The organism is Streptomyces sp. NPDC046379 (genome assembly GCF_055587785.1).
Genome location: NZ_JBVJFP010000001.1, coordinates 766,280 through 778,851, shown reverse-complemented (window position 1 = coordinate 778,851; position 12,572 = coordinate 766,280). Strand labels below are relative to the sequence as shown.

Annotated in this window: 14 protein-coding genes and 1 tRNA gene; 11 read left to right on the top strand and 4 right to left on the bottom strand. The window is 71.4% G+C overall.

Features of this window, described 5'->3' with window-relative positions:
* The first annotated feature begins 74 nt into the window (after positions 1–74).
* On the top strand, positions 75–827 hold the full coding sequence (locus ACZ6KF_RS03525; protein ID WP_356627248.1) for an MBL fold metallo-hydrolase: 753 nt from the start codon (positions 75–77) through the stop codon (positions 825–827).
* 69 nt (positions 828–896) lie between these two features.
* On the opposite strand, the gene ACZ6KF_RS03520 is transcribed toward ACZ6KF_RS03525, so the two are convergent.
* Complete coding sequence (locus ACZ6KF_RS03520) at positions 897–2,168, bottom strand: PTS transporter subunit EIIC (protein ID WP_356627249.1); 1,272 nt, start codon at positions 2,166–2,168, stop codon at positions 897–899.
* Between the two features lie 245 nt (positions 2,169–2,413).
* Between ACZ6KF_RS03520 and ACZ6KF_RS03515 the strand changes: the two genes are divergently transcribed.
* From ACZ6KF_RS03515 to rdgB, 4 genes are all read left to right on the top strand, one after another.
* Positions 2,414–2,701 (top strand): PTS sugar transporter subunit IIB, encoded by a 288-nt coding sequence (locus tag ACZ6KF_RS03515; RefSeq protein WP_356627250.1) that lies wholly within the window; start codon positions 2,414–2,416, stop codon positions 2,699–2,701.
* 79 nt (positions 2,702–2,780) lie between these two features.
* Positions 2,781–3,506, top strand: coding sequence for a ribonuclease PH (gene rph, locus ACZ6KF_RS03510; RefSeq protein WP_356627251.1), 726 nt, complete (start codon positions 2,781–2,783; stop codon positions 3,504–3,506).
* A gap of 139 nt (positions 3,507–3,645) precedes the next feature.
* Positions 3,646–4,047 (top strand): hypothetical protein, encoded by a 402-nt coding sequence (locus tag ACZ6KF_RS03505; protein WP_356627252.1) that lies wholly within the window; start codon positions 3,646–3,648, stop codon positions 4,045–4,047.
* 11 nt (positions 4,048–4,058) lie between these two features.
* Positions 4,059–4,661, top strand: coding sequence for an RdgB/HAM1 family non-canonical purine NTP pyrophosphatase (gene rdgB / locus ACZ6KF_RS03500; protein WP_356627253.1), 603 nt, complete (start codon positions 4,059–4,061; stop codon positions 4,659–4,661).
* Between the two features lie 46 nt (positions 4,662–4,707).
* On the opposite strand, the gene ACZ6KF_RS03495 is transcribed toward rdgB, so the two are convergent.
* Both ACZ6KF_RS03495 and bcp read right to left on the bottom strand, forming a co-directional pair.
* A tRNA-Leu gene (locus ACZ6KF_RS03495) sits at positions 4,708–4,791 on the bottom strand.
* A gap of 121 nt (positions 4,792–4,912) precedes the next feature.
* Positions 4,913–5,380 (bottom strand): thioredoxin-dependent thiol peroxidase, encoded by a 468-nt coding sequence (bcp, locus tag ACZ6KF_RS03490; protein WP_356627256.1) that lies wholly within the window; start codon positions 5,378–5,380, stop codon positions 4,913–4,915.
* 98 nt (positions 5,381–5,478) lie between these two features.
* On the opposite strand from bcp, the gene ACZ6KF_RS03485 reads away from it, so the two are divergent.
* Positions 5,479–5,808, top strand: a complete 330-nt coding sequence (locus ACZ6KF_RS03485; protein ID WP_356627257.1) for a DUF3618 domain-containing protein — start codon at positions 5,479–5,481, stop codon at positions 5,806–5,808.
* Positions 5,809–5,911: 103 nt separating this feature from the next.
* On the top strand, positions 5,912–6,214 hold the full coding sequence (locus ACZ6KF_RS03480) for a GroES family chaperonin (RefSeq protein ID WP_125517739.1): 303 nt from the start codon (positions 5,912–5,914) through the stop codon (positions 6,212–6,214).
* A gap of 65 nt (positions 6,215–6,279) precedes the next feature.
* Here ACZ6KF_RS03480 and ACZ6KF_RS03475 read toward each other — a convergent pair whose 3' ends face one another.
* Positions 6,280–8,691, bottom strand: coding sequence for a transglycosylase domain-containing protein (locus ACZ6KF_RS03475; protein WP_469177757.1), 2,412 nt, complete (start codon positions 8,689–8,691; stop codon positions 6,280–6,282).
* Between the two features lie 181 nt (positions 8,692–8,872).
* On the opposite strand from ACZ6KF_RS03475, the gene ACZ6KF_RS03470 reads away from it, so the two are divergent.
* The 4 genes from ACZ6KF_RS03470 (at position 8,873) to ACZ6KF_RS03455 (ending at position 12,427) form a co-directional block, all read left to right on the top strand.
* Positions 8,873–9,673 carry an ABC transporter permease gene (locus ACZ6KF_RS03470; protein ID WP_469158593.1) on the top strand — a complete coding sequence of 267 codons (801 nt, stop codon included), beginning with the start codon at positions 8,873–8,875 and terminating at the stop codon, positions 9,671–9,673.
* Between the two features lie 49 nt (positions 9,674–9,722).
* Positions 9,723–10,487, top strand: a complete 765-nt coding sequence (locus tag ACZ6KF_RS03465) for an ABC transporter permease (RefSeq protein WP_469158594.1) — start codon at positions 9,723–9,725, stop codon at positions 10,485–10,487.
* A gap of 7 nt (positions 10,488–10,494) precedes the next feature.
* On the top strand, positions 10,495–11,526 hold the full coding sequence (locus ACZ6KF_RS03460; protein ID WP_469237112.1) for an ABC transporter ATP-binding protein: 1,032 nt from the start codon (positions 10,495–10,497) through the stop codon (positions 11,524–11,526).
* Between the two features lie 100 nt (positions 11,527–11,626).
* Complete coding sequence (locus ACZ6KF_RS03455; protein ID WP_469237111.1) at positions 11,627–12,427, top strand: DUF1707 SHOCT-like domain-containing protein; 801 nt, start codon at positions 11,627–11,629, stop codon at positions 12,425–12,427.
* Positions 12,428–12,572 lie beyond the last annotated feature (145 nt).

Below are 12,572 nucleotides of genomic sequence, written 5' to 3'. Positions count from 1 at the left end.
AGGCTGCGCGCCTTACGCTCGACGGACCGCACGACCCCCGTCTTCTCACATCCGCCAGCGGAGGTTTCTGCTTCATGAAGCTCACCGTCGTCGGCTGCTCGGGGTCGTTCCCGTCCGCGGAATCGGCCTGCTCGAGCTACCTCGTAGAGGCCGACGGCTTCCGGCTGCTCCTCGACATGGGCAACGGCGCCCTGGGCGAGCTGCAGCGCCACTGCGGTCTCTACGACCTCGACGCGATCTTCCTCAGCCACCTGCACGCCGACCACTGCATCGACATGTGCGCCTACTTCGTGGCGCGCTACTACCGGCACGACGGCGGGCGCTGCGCCCCCCTCCCGGTCTACGGCCCCGAGGGCACCGAACACCGCCTGACCACCGCGTACGCCGACACGCCCTCGGCCTCCTCGATGAGCGAGGTCTTCGACTTCCACACGGTCAAGCCGTCCACCTTCGACATCGGCCCCTTCACGGTGCACACCGAGCGGGTCGCCCATCCCGTGGAGGCGTACGGCATCCGCGTCGAGCACGGCGGACGGACCCTGACCTACTCCGGCGACACCGGCGTCAGCGCGGCCCTCGACGAACTCGCCCGGGACGCCGACCTGTTCCTGTGCGAGGCCGCCTTCACGCACGGCAAGGAGGACATCCCCGACCTCCACCTCAACGGCCGCGAGGCGGGAGAGACGGCGACCCGGGCGGGCGCCCGCCGCCTGCTCCTCACCCACATCCCCCCGTGGACCGACCCCGAGGTGAACCTCGCCGACGCCCGCGCGGTGTACCGCGGGCCGGTCGAGCTGGCGGCGCCGGGACGGTCGTACGACATCTAGCCGCGGACAGGCCGAGGGCCCCGGATCCGTCCGATCCGGGGCCCTCGGCACGCATGTTCCGGCCCGCCGCTACTTGGCCTCCGCCTTCTGCAGCTCGGCCAGTTCCTCGTCGGACTCGCGGCCCGGCGTCGGCAGGTTGAACTTCGTGATCGCGAAGCGGAAGACCACGTAGTACACCGCACCGAAGCCGACGCCGACCAGGGCCAGGCCCCACGGGTTGGTCGCGATGCCCAGGTTCAGGACGAAGTCGATCGCACCGGCCGAGAAGCCGAAGCCGTCCTTCATGCCCAGCGCCCAGGTCAGCGCCATCGAGACGCCGGTGAGGACGGCGTGAACGGCGTAGAGCACCGGCGCGATGAACATGAACGTGAACTCGATCGGCTCGGTCACGCCGGTGAGGAACGAGGTCAGCGCCAGGGAGAACATCATGCCGCCGACGACCTTGCGGCGCTCGGGGCGGGCGCAGTGCACGATCGCCAGGCAGGCGGCGGGCAGCGCGAACATCATGATCGGGAAGAAGCCGGTCATGAACTGGCCCGCCGTCGGGTCGCCGGCCAGGAAGCGGGCGATGTCGCCGCTCTTGCCCTCGTACTCGCCCGCCTGGAACCACGGGAAGGAGTTCAGCAGGTGGTGCATGCCGACCGGGATCAGCGCACGGTTGGCCACACCGAAGATGCCGGCGCCCACCGCGCCCGAGCCGACCAGCCACTCGCCGAAGTTGTGCAGACCCGCGCCGAGAACCGGCCAGATGTAACCGAAGACGATGCCGATGACCAGACCCGCGAAGGCCGACAGGATCGGGACCAGGCGACGGCCGCCGAAGAACCCCGCCCAGCCGGGCAGCTTGGTGCGGTGGAAACGCTGGTAGAGCAGGGCGACGACCAGGCCCATGACGACGCCGCCGAGGACCTTGGCGTCCACCGCCTGCTCCACCATGACGATCTTGCCGTCGACTATGGCTTCCTTCTTGGGCAGATTGCCGTCGGTGAAGGTGCCCAGCACGCTCTTGAAGACCAGGTAGCCGACCACCGCCGACAGGGCCGTCGAACCGTCCGACTTCTTCGCGAAGCCGATCGCGATGCCCACCGCGAACAGCAGCGCCATGTTGTCGAGAATGGCGTTGCCGCCGGCCGTCATGAAGCCCGCGATCTTCGTCAGGAAGGCCGGGTACTCCGGGTCGCCCAGCATGTCCGCGTTGCCGAAGCGAACCAGCAGCGCCGCCGCCGGCAGCACCGCCACCGGCAGCATCAGGCTGCGGCCGATGCGCTGCAGCTGCGCCATCACGCGGGAGCCCCGGCTCTTCTTCTCGTCGGCCGCGGGAGCGGCGCCGGCGTCGGTCACAACTTCCTCCTGGGGGTGCCCCCGGCCGAGGACCGGGGGAGGCAAGGCGCCGCCCATGAGGGCAGTACGCGGAGATGGTCTACACCAGACTGGTGTAGACCTGTTGTAGCACGACGCGGCAAGGAAGAGGAACCCGCACTTCCCCGACGTTTGGCGACCGTCCACCCCGTGGTGTAGACCAGTCGCCGGAGGTCCGCCACCGTGGCGCCATCATCACGGCACCCACCGGACCGCCGCTCGCGAAGATGGGCCGACTGTGGGTTACTGCCACAAAGCGACCGCGCACCAGGGAGAAGGACATGGCCAGCAAGGCTGAGAAGATCGTCGCCGGGCTCGGTGGCATCGACAACATCGAGGAGATCGAGGGCTGCATCACCCGGCTGCGCGTCGAAGTCAACGACGCCTCCCTGGTCGACGACGCCGCCCTCAAGAACGCCGGCGCCCACGGCGTCGTCAAGATGGGCAGCGCCGTCCAGGTCGTCATCGGCACCGACGCCGACCCCATCGCCGCGGACATCGAAGACATGATGTGAGCCCCACCGGCCCACCCAGGGGCCCATTCCCGCCACCGGCCGGGGAAGGGCCCCTTCCGCATGCCACTAGGCTCACCCCATGTCTCGAATCGACGGCCGCACCCCCCAACAGCTCCGCCCCGTCACCATCGAACGCGGCTGGAGCAAGCACGCCGAAGGCTCCGTCCTCGTCTCCTTCGGCGACACCAAGGTCCTGTGCACCGCCTCCGTCACCGAAGGCGTGCCGCGCTGGCGCAAGGGCAGCGGCGAAGGCTGGGTCACCGCCGAATACGCCATGCTCCCCCGCGCCACCAACACCCGCGGCGACCGCGAAGCCGTCAAAGGCCGCATCGGCGGCCGCACCCACGAGATCTCCCGCCTCATCGGCCGCTCCCTGCGCGCCGTCATCGACTACAAAGCCCTCGGCGAGAACACCGTCGTCCTCGACTGCGACGTCCTCCAGGCCGACGGCGGCACCCGCACCGCCGCCATCACCGGCGCCTACGTCGCCCTCGCCGACGCCATCGGCTGGGCCCAGGGCAAGAAACTGATCAAGCCCGGCCGCAAGCCCCTCACCGGAACCGTCAGCGCCGTCTCCGTCGGCATCGTCGCCGGCACCCCCCTCCTCGACCTCTGCTACGAGGAAGACGTACGCGCCGACACCGACATGAACGTCGTCTGCACCGGCGACGGACGCTTCGTCGAAGTCCAGGGCACCGCCGAAGCCGAACCCTTCGCCCGCCAGGAACTCGACGCACTCCTCGACCTCGCCGTCACCGGCTGCACCGAACTCGCCGCACTCCAGCGCACCGCACTCGAACTCTAGAAAACCGCGGGACGGGCGGCGGCCGGTGGCAACCACGCCGCCCACCACAGCGTCTGAACAACCACGGGCGCACGGCTCAACCCCGCGCGCCCGGCCAGCCGACAGTGGCCCACCCGGGCCAGCAGGGAGGAACCGTTCCATGGCCGCGAGCCGCAGCCGTCGCCGCACCGCAGCCGTCGCCGCCACCATGGCCGCGATCGCCCTCACCGCCGGACTCACCACCGGCTGCGCCGCCGTCGACAAGGCCCTCGACTGCGTCCAGACCGCCGACGCCATCGCCGACAGCGTCACCGACCTCCAGCAGGCCGTCGAGTCCGCCGCCAACGACCCGACACAACTGCAGGAATCCCTCGACGCCATCGAGAAGAACCTCGGCGAAATCGGCGACAAGACCGACAACGCCGACGTCGAAAAGGCCGTTCAGGACCTCGAACAGGCCGTGAACAACGTCCGCACGGCCGTCGAGAACGGCGACGAGACCCCCGACATCAGCCCCGTCACCGACGCGGCCGGCGAACTCACGAAGGTCTGCACCCCCTGATACTGGTGCCCATGACCCGCCTGATCCTCGCCACCCGCAACGCCGGCAAGCTCACCGAACTGAAGGCGATCCTCGCCGACGCAGGCCTGACCCACGACCTCGTCGGCGCGGACGCCTTCCCGGAGATCCCCGACGTCCGCGAAACCGGCATCACCTTCGCCGAGAACGCCCTGCTCAAGGCCCACGCCCTGGCCAGGGCCACCGGCCTGCCCGCCGTCGCCGACGACTCCGGCCTGTGCGTCGACGTCCTGGGCGGCGCCCCCGGCATCTTCTCCGCCCGCTGGTCCGGCCGCCACGGCGACGACCAGGCCAACCTCGACCTGCTCCTCGCCCAGCTCTCCGACATCGCCGACGAACACCGCGGCGCCCACTTCGCCTGCGCCGCCGCCCTGGCCCTCCCCGACGGCACGGAACGCGTGGTCGAGGGCCGCCTGAGCGGCACCCTCCGCCACACCCCGGCCGGCACGGGCGGCTTCGGCTACGACCCGATCCTCCAGCCGGAGGGCGAGACGAGGACGTGCGCGGAACTGACGCCGCAGGAGAAGAACGCGATCAGCCACCGGGGGAAGGCGTTCCGGGCGCTGGTGCCGGTGGTCAGGGAGCTGCTGGGCTGAGGCGCAATGGCCTGCGAATCACCCTTCGATTCGCAGGCCATTCATGTGCGGCGGAAGGGATTCGAACCCTCAAGCCCGATCAAGGGCCACAGATCCTAAGTCTGCTGCGTCGCCATTGCGCCACCGCCGCCAGCGCCTGCCATGGTACCGGGAACTCCGCGTCGGCCTGAGCCTCCCCTGCACCAGGTGCTGGTAATCGCGTGGCAGTTGGGGCACAGCAGCCGCACGTTCTCGCGGCAGGACGAGGACGGTCAGACGCCCAGATCCTTGATGATCTTGGCGACGTGCCCCGTCGCGCGGACGTTGTACAGGGCACGCTCGACCTTGCCCTCCTCGTCCACCACGATCGTGGAGCGGATGACGCCCAGGTAGGTGCGGCCGTAGTTCTTCTTCTCGCCGTACGCGCCGTACGCGTCGAGGACCTTGTGGTCCGGGTCGGCCAGGAGGGTGACCTTGAGGGACTCCTTCTCGCGGAACTTCGCGAGCTTCTCGGGGGTGTCCGGGGAGATGCCGAGGACGTCGTAGCCGGCGCCGGCCAGGAGGTCGAGGTTGTCGGTGAAGTCGCAGGCCTGCTTGGTGCAGCCCGGTGTCAGGGCGGCCGGGTAGAAGTAGACGATGACCTTGCGGCCCCGGTGGTCCGCCAGGGAGACGTCGTTGCCGTCGGCGTCGGGCAGGGTGAAGTCGGGGGCCACGTCCCCGGGCTGGAGTCGCTCGCTCATCGGACCAGCGTAACCGGGGGTGTGCACGGTGCGGGCAGCCGGGGAACTGACAGACTGTCCGGAAGAAGCATGCATCGGTTGACTTCGGAGGCCCCACCGTGGCGGACACGTCGGACACGAGAACCCCGGCGCAGATCGAGGCGGACATCAAGCGCCGCCGGGCGATGCTGGCCGAGACGCTCGACGAGATCGGGGTGCGGGTGCATCCGAAGACGATCGTCGGGGACGCCAAGGCCAAGGTGGCCTCGAACATCGACCACACGCTGGGCCGGGCGTACGTCCAGGTGAACCGGGCGCTGACGGACGTGCGGGCGCAGTTCGTGGACGAGGAGGGCGCGCCCCGGATGTCGCGTGTGCTGCCCGTCGCGCTGGTGGCCGTGGGCGTGGTCGGCCTGTTCGTGGCCGGCGGCCGGCGGCGTCGGCGCTGATGCGACCCTCTCGCGTACGCATTCGGCCGAGGCAGGTAGGTTCACAGGCGTGAGCGCCAACAGAAACGACGACAGCACCCATCCCGACAAGCTGCCCATCCGGATGTTGCACGACCGTGTGCTCGTGCGGCAGGACACCAGTGAGGGTGAGCGGCGTTCCGGCGGCGGCATTCTGATTCCCGCCACGGCGGCCGTGGGCCGTCGGCTGGCGTGGGCGGAGGTCGTGGCGGTGGGGCAGAACGTGCGGACGGTGGAGCCCGGGGACCGGGTTCTGTACGACCCGGAGGACCGTGCCGAGGTGGAGGTGCGGGGCGTGGCGTACGTGCTGATGCGCGAGCGCGATCTGCACGCCGTGGCCGCGGACCGGTTCGAGGGGTCCGAGGACTCGACGGGGTTGTATCTGTAGTTCCCCGCAGCGGGGAGAGGACGGGACCGGCGACGTTCGTCGCCGGTCCCGTCGGCCTGTGCGGATCACTGTCTGCGGCTTGTCACCGGCCCCGGTCCAGGGCCTGTCCCCGTGGTCGTGCCGGTCGTGCCCGTTGTGGTGCCGCCGTCCGCCGTGCCTCCGGGGAGGCCGCCCGTCGTGGTGCCGCCGGTGTCGGTGCCGGCCGTGGCGCCGCCGTCCGTGGTGGCGCCGCCGTCGGTGGTGGTGCCGCCGTCGGTGGTGGCGCCGCCCGTGACGGGTCCGCCGGTGGTGGCGCCGCCGTCGGTGGCCGTGCCGCCCGTGGTGGTCGTGGTGCCGCCGCCGGGTGTGGTGGGGCTGTCGGTCCGGCCGCCGTCGTCGTCGCCTCCCGTGGTCGTGCCGCCGCCGTCGGAGGGTTCCTCGGGCTCGGGGGCGCCGGTGTCGTCGGGGATGTCCGGGATCTGCCACTCGTCGGTGCGGCCGTCCTGGACGCGCAGGTCGAAGTCGGTGGCGGGGGTGTCCTTCAGTGCCTCGCGGGTGTACTGGGCCCAGATCTGTGCGGGCGGGCCGCCGCCGTTGACGCGGGGCAGGCCGAGGGCGCCGTAGAGGGGCTTGTGGTCGGCGGTCACGGGGTCCTGGCCCATGACGGCGACGACCGTGGCGAGGTCGGGGGTGTAGCCGGCGAACCAGGCGGCGGTGTCCTCCTCGGCGGTGCCGGTCTTGCCGGCCGCGGGGCGGCCGGCGGCCTGGGCCTCGGTGCCGGTGCCGTTGCGGACGACGCTGCGCAGGACGGCGGTGGTGGTGTCGGCGGCCTCCCGGGTCACCGCCTGCCGGGTTCCGCGCTCGGGCAGGGGGATCTCTGCGCCGTCCTTGGTGATCTTCTCGACCATGGTGTAGGTGCCGTGTTCGCCGTGGTTGGCGAGGGTGGCGTAGGCCTCGGCCATGTCCAGGGCGCTCGCGGTGGCGGTGCCGAGGGCGACGGAGGGGCCGGCGTGGAGGCTGGGGGTGTCGGGGGAGAGGCCGAGGTCGACGGCGGTGTCCTTGACCTTCTGGGGGCCGACGTCGACGGCCATCTGCGCGTAGACGGAGTTGACGGACTTGTCGGTGGCCTCGCGGACGCTGATGTCGCCGTAGGAGACCTGGTCCTCGTTCTCGGGGGCGTACGAGCCGGTCCAGCCTTCGACGGGGCGTTCGCTGGTGCCGTCGTAGACGGTGTCGGGGGTGATGACGCGGCCGTCCTGGGTGGTGGAGTCGTGGTGGACGGCGGCGGTGAGGACGAAGGGCTTGAAGGTGGAGCCGACCTGGAAGTCCCGTCGGGTGGCGCCGTTGGTGTACTGCTTGACGTAGTCGATGCCGCCGTACATCGCGACGACCCTGCCGGTCCTGGGGTCGACGGAGGCGCCGCCCGCGCGGACGTACGTGTCGACCTTGCGGCTCTCGTCGAGGCGGGAGACGAGTTTGTCGTTGACGGCCTTCACGAAGGCGTCCTGCTTGGGCTTCTCCAGGGTGGTGGTGATCCGGTAGCCGCCCGCTTCGAGTTCCTCCTCGCTGACGACGCCGTGCCCGGTCAGGTATTCCTGGACGGCGTCCACGAGGTAGCCGCGCTGCCCGGACAGGCCGGTGGAGACGGTGGCCTCCTTCGGCATGGGGAAGTCGAGGCCGGCCCGCTCGGCGCTGCCGAGCCAGCCTTCCTTGACCATGCCGTCGAGCACGTAGCGCCAGCGGGCCTCGGCGGCGCGCCGGTTCTGGGGGTGGGCGACGACGTCGTACTCGCTGGGCGCGTTGAGCAGGGCGGCGAGGTAGGCGCCGCGTGCGGCGTCGAGGTCCTTGGCGTCGATGCCGTAGTAGGCCTGCGCGGCGGCCTGGATGCCGTAGGCGTTGCGGCCGAAGTAGCTGGTGTTGAGGTAGCCCTCGAGGATGTCGGCCTTGCTCTTCTCACGGTCGAGTTTGATCGCGATGAAGAACTCCTTCGCCTTGCGGGTGAGGGTCTGTTCCTGGGCGAGGTAGTAGTTCTTCACGTACTGCTGGGTGATGGTGGACCCGGACTGGCGGCCCTTGCCGGTGGCGGTGTTCCAGGCGGCGCGCACCATGGCCTTGGGGTCGACGGCGGACTCGGTGTAGAAGTCGCGGTCCTCGGCGGCGAGTACGGCGTGCTGGGCGGCCTTGGAGACCTGTGCGAGCCGGACGTTCTCGCGGTTGACCTCGCCGTCGCGGGCGAGCTGGGAGCCGTCGGCGTAGAGGTAGACGTTGCTCTGCTGGACGGCGAGCGCGTTGGCCGGCGGGATGTGGACCAGGGAGTAGCCGAGGACGAAGCCGCCGACGAGCAGCATGCCGGCGATGATCAAGGTGCCGAGTACGGTGCGCCAGGTGGGGATGATCCTGCGCCAGCCGGTGCGCCGGGGCCGCCCGGGCTTCTTCCCGGGCCCCGTGAGGCCCTGGACCACCGGCTGCTGCGGTTTCGGCTGCGGCTCGTCGCTCATGTCGTGCACGGACTCCTGATTCACGTCTTCCTGCCGTACGTCCCCTGGTTGAAGACTCTCGCACCAAGCGATCCGTTCCCTGATCGCGGCACGCGTCCGGCGGGAAATTGCGTGGCGTGCCGTCGGCGGCGGCCAGTAGGCTCCTGCGCTTCGGTGTCGGGCGGTGCGGGAGGCGGTCGGTGTGGGCGCGGGGCGGCTGTACCTGTCGGTCGCGGTGGGCGGCTTCCGGCGGTACGCGACCTACCGGGTGGCGACGGCGGCGGGCGTGTTCACGAACACCGTGTTCGGGCTGATCCTCGTCTACACCTATCTGGCGCTGTGGGACGAGAGGCCGGGCCTCGGCGGGTACGACCAGGCGCAGGCCGTGACCTATGTGTGGCTGGGGCAGGCGCTGCTGTCGACGCTCGCGATCGGGGGCGGGGGTTTCGAGACGGAGCTGATGGAGCGCATCCGTACGGGGGACGTGGCGATCGACCTGTACCGTCCGGCGGACCTGCAGTTGTGGTGGCTGGCCTCGGACGTGGGGCGGGCGATGTTCCAGTTGCTGGGGCGCGGGGTGGCGCCGTTCGCGTTCGGTGCGCTGGTGTTCGACGTGGCGTTGCCGTCGGAGGCGGGGACGTGGGCGGCGGCGCTGGTGGCGGTGGTGCTGGGGATGGTGGTGAGCTTCGGCATCCGGTACCTGATGGCGCTGTCGGCGTTCTGGCTGCTGGACGGCACGGGGGTGTCGCAGATGGGGATGCTGGTCGGGTTCTTCTGCTCGGGGATGCTGCTGCCGCTGAACCTGTTCCCGGGGGCGCTGGGGGAGGTCGTGCGGGCGCTGCCGTGGGCGTCGCTGCTGCAGGCGCCGGCGGATGTGCTGCTGGGGCGGGCCGATGTGTGGGGCACGTTCGCGTTCCAGGGGGCGTGGGCGGTGGCGCTGCTGGGGGCGGGGCGGCTGGTGCAGTCGGCGGCGACGCGGCGGGTGGTGGTGCAGGGTGGCTGACGTGACCCGGGTGGGGGAGGGGCTGCGGGCGTACCGGCTGATCGCCGGGATGTGGGTCCGTTCCACCATGGCGTACCGGGCTTCCTTCGCCATGACGACGCTGGGCAACTTCCTGGCGACGGGGCTGGACTTCGTGGCGATCCTGCTGATGTTCTCCCGTGTGGACGCGCTCGGCGGCTACTCGCTGCCCGAGATCGCGTTCCTGTACGGGCTGACCAATCTGGCGTTCGGGTTCGCGGATCTGGCGATCGGGTCGGCGGAGCGGCTGGGGCGGCGGGTGCGCGACGGCACGCTGGACACGCTGCTGGTGCGTCCGGCGCCGGTGCTGGCGCAGGTGTGCGCGGACCGGTTCGCGCTGCGCCGGCTGGGCCGGATCGTGCAGGCGTCGCTGGTGCTGGGGTATGCGCTGGCTTCGCTGGACGTGGACTGGACGCCGGCGAAGGTGCTGCTGATGCCGGTGATGGTGGTGAGCGGGTGCGGGATCTTCTGCGCGGTGTTCGTGGCGGGGGCGGCGTTCCAGTTCGTGGCGCAGGACGCGTCGGAGGTGCAGAACGCGTTCACGTACGGGGGCACGACGATGCTCCAGTATCCGCCGACGGTGTTCGGCAGGGAGCTGGTGCGCGGGGTGACGTTCGTGCTGCCGCTGGCCTTCGTCAACTGGGTGCCGGCCGCGTATGTGCTGGGGCGGCCGTATCCGCTGGGGCTGCCGGAGTGGGTGGCGTTCGCGCCGCCTCTGGTGGCGGTGGGGTGTGGTGCGCTCGCCGGGGCGGCGTGGCGGGCGGGTCTTCGTTCGTACCGGAGCACGGGGAGTTAGGGCGGTCATGACGGACAGCGGGATCGACGGGGTCGGCGGCGCCGGCGGATCGGGTGGGGCCGGGAGGGGCGGCGGCGCGTTCATCGAACTAAACGCCGTCGAGAAGGTGTTCGACGTTCGGAGGAAGGCGGGCTTCCTGCGGCGGGAGCGGCAGCAGGTGCGGGCGGTCGACTCGCTCTCCTTCTCCGTGGCGCGCGGCGAGATGGTCGGCTACATCGGCCCGAACGGCGCCGGCAAGTCGACCACGATCAAGATGCTGACGGGCATCCTCACCCCGAGCGGCGGCCGGCTGCGGGTCGCCGGCATCGACCCGTCGCGGGAGCGGGCCCGCCTGGCGCACCGGATCGGCGTGGTGTTCGGGCAGCGCACCACCCTGTGGTGGGACCTGCCGCTGATCGACTCGTACCGCCTGGTGCACCGCATGTACCGCATCCCCGGGGCCCGTTACCGCGAGAACCTCGACCGCTGCGTGGAACTCCTCGAACTGGGCGGCCTGCTGGACGTCCCGGTCCGTCAGCTCTCGCTCGGCCAGCGGATGCGCGGCGACATCGCGGCGGCGCTGCTGCACGACCCCGAGGTGCTGTACCTGGACGAGCCGACCATCGGCCTGGACGTCGTGTCCAAGGCCAGGGTGCGGGAGTTCCTGCGCGACCTGAACGCCGAGCGCGGCACGACGGTGCTGCTGACCACGCACGACCTCCAGGACATCGAGCAGGTGTGCTCCCGCGTGATGGTCATCGACCACGGCCGGCTGATGTACGACGGCCCGCTCGCCGGCCTGCACCAGGCGGGCGAGAGCGAGCGCACCCTCGTGGTCGACCTGGAGCGCGAACTGCCGCCCGTCGACGTGCCGCCGCCCGCGCGGGTCGTGCGGGTCGAGGGGCCGCGTCAGTGGCTGGCGTTCCCGGCGTCGGCGTCGGCGGCGCCGCTGGTGGCGCGGATCGCGGCGGAGTACCCGCTGGTCGACCTGTCGGTGCGGGAGCCGGACATCGAGGCCGTCATCGCGCGCATGTACGCGCAGGAGAGGGCGACGGCGTAGCACCGGGCGAGGGGCAGGCGCGGCCGGAGGGCGGGCGGCGGGGTGGTCGGGGGCGGGCGACGGCGTAGTGCCGGGCCGGGGGAATCCGTAGGCTGACCGTATGACCGACGATGCCCCGGAGCTGCGCGCCTCCGACGCCGACCGTGAGCGAGTGGCCGAGGTCCTGCGGGACGCCCTCGCGGAGGGCCGGCTGGACATGACGGAGTTCGAGGACCGCCTGGACGCCACGTACAAGGCCCGCACCTACGGGGAACTGGAGCCGATCACCCGCGACCTGCCGGCCGGACCGTCCGTCTCCCTGATCCAGGAACCCGGGGGCGACGGCGGCTGGGCGGACCGGATCACCGGCGGGGAGGGGACGTCCGAGTGGGGCGTCGCGGTGATGTCCGGCTTCCAGCGCAAGGGCCACTGGACGGTGCCGCGCCGCTTCAACTGCTTCGCCTTCTGGGGCGGCGGCGACATCGACCTGCGCGAGGCGTACTTCGCCGACCGGGAGGTCCGGATCAACTGCGTCGCCGTGATGGGCGGCGTGAACGTCGTCGTGCCGCCCGGCGTCGAGGTCGTGGTGCGCGGGATCGGCGTGATGGGCGGCTTCGACCACCGCGAGGAGGGCGTCCCGGCGGAACCGGGCGCGCCCCGGGTGGTCATCACCGGGTTCGCCTTCTGGGGCGGCGTGGGCGTCGAACGCAAACCGACCCGGGCGGAGCGCCGCCGGCTGAAGGAGGAGCGCCGCCTGGACAAGCGGGACCGCAGGGCGGCCCGCCGCGAGCTCCACGCGGAGTTCCGCGAGAACATCGAGAGCGCCCACCACCGCATGCTGGAGGGGCACCGCGACCTGATGAACCACCACCGCGAGGAGCGCCGGGAGCGCCGCGCCCGCCGCCGCCCCGGCGACGGCTGACCGAGGCCCTCGACGGCGGCCCCGGCCCTTCGCGGCTGCCGGAGGGCGCCCGCGTGCGGCGGGCCGGGACGGGGCGCGGAAACCGCCCCCGCCCGCCGCGGGGGTCGCCCGGCCCGGACCAGGCGGGGGCGGTCGTGGCCGTCGT

What these genes read in the sequence shown, in the direction of transcription:
- ACZ6KF_RS03525 (WP_356627248.1), top strand. Translation starts at nt 75, where the DNA reads ATGAAGCTCACCGTCGTCGGCTGCTCGGGGTCGTTCCCGTCCGCGGAA.
- ACZ6KF_RS03515 (WP_356627250.1), top strand. Translation starts at nt 2,414, where the DNA reads ATGGGCCGACTGTGGGTTACTGCCACAAAGCGACCGCGCACCAGGGAG.
- rph (WP_356627251.1), top strand. Translation starts at nt 2,781, where the DNA reads ATGTCTCGAATCGACGGCCGCACCCCCCAACAGCTCCGCCCCGTCACC.
- ACZ6KF_RS03505 (WP_356627252.1), top strand. Translation starts at nt 3,646, where the DNA reads ATGGCCGCGAGCCGCAGCCGTCGCCGCACCGCAGCCGTCGCCGCCACC.
- rdgB (WP_356627253.1), top strand. Translation starts at nt 4,059, where the DNA reads ATGACCCGCCTGATCCTCGCCACCCGCAACGCCGGCAAGCTCACCGAA.
- bcp (WP_356627256.1), bottom strand. Translation starts at nt 5,380, where the DNA reads ATGAGCGAGCGACTCCAGCCCGGGGACGTGGCCCCCGACTTCACCCTG.
- ACZ6KF_RS03480 (WP_125517739.1), top strand. Translation starts at nt 5,912, where the DNA reads ATGTTGCACGACCGTGTGCTCGTGCGGCAGGACACCAGTGAGGGTGAG.
- ACZ6KF_RS03475 (WP_469177757.1), bottom strand. Translation starts at nt 8,691, where the DNA reads ATGAGCGACGAGCCGCAGCCGAAACCGCAGCAGCCGGTGGTCCAGGGC.
- ACZ6KF_RS03465 (WP_469158594.1), top strand. Translation starts at nt 9,723, where the DNA reads ATGTGGGTCCGTTCCACCATGGCGTACCGGGCTTCCTTCGCCATGACG.
- ACZ6KF_RS03460 (WP_469237112.1), top strand. Translation starts at nt 10,495, where the DNA reads ATGACGGACAGCGGGATCGACGGGGTCGGCGGCGCCGGCGGATCGGGT.
- ACZ6KF_RS03455 (WP_469237111.1), top strand. Translation starts at nt 11,627, where the DNA reads ATGACCGACGATGCCCCGGAGCTGCGCGCCTCCGACGCCGACCGTGAG.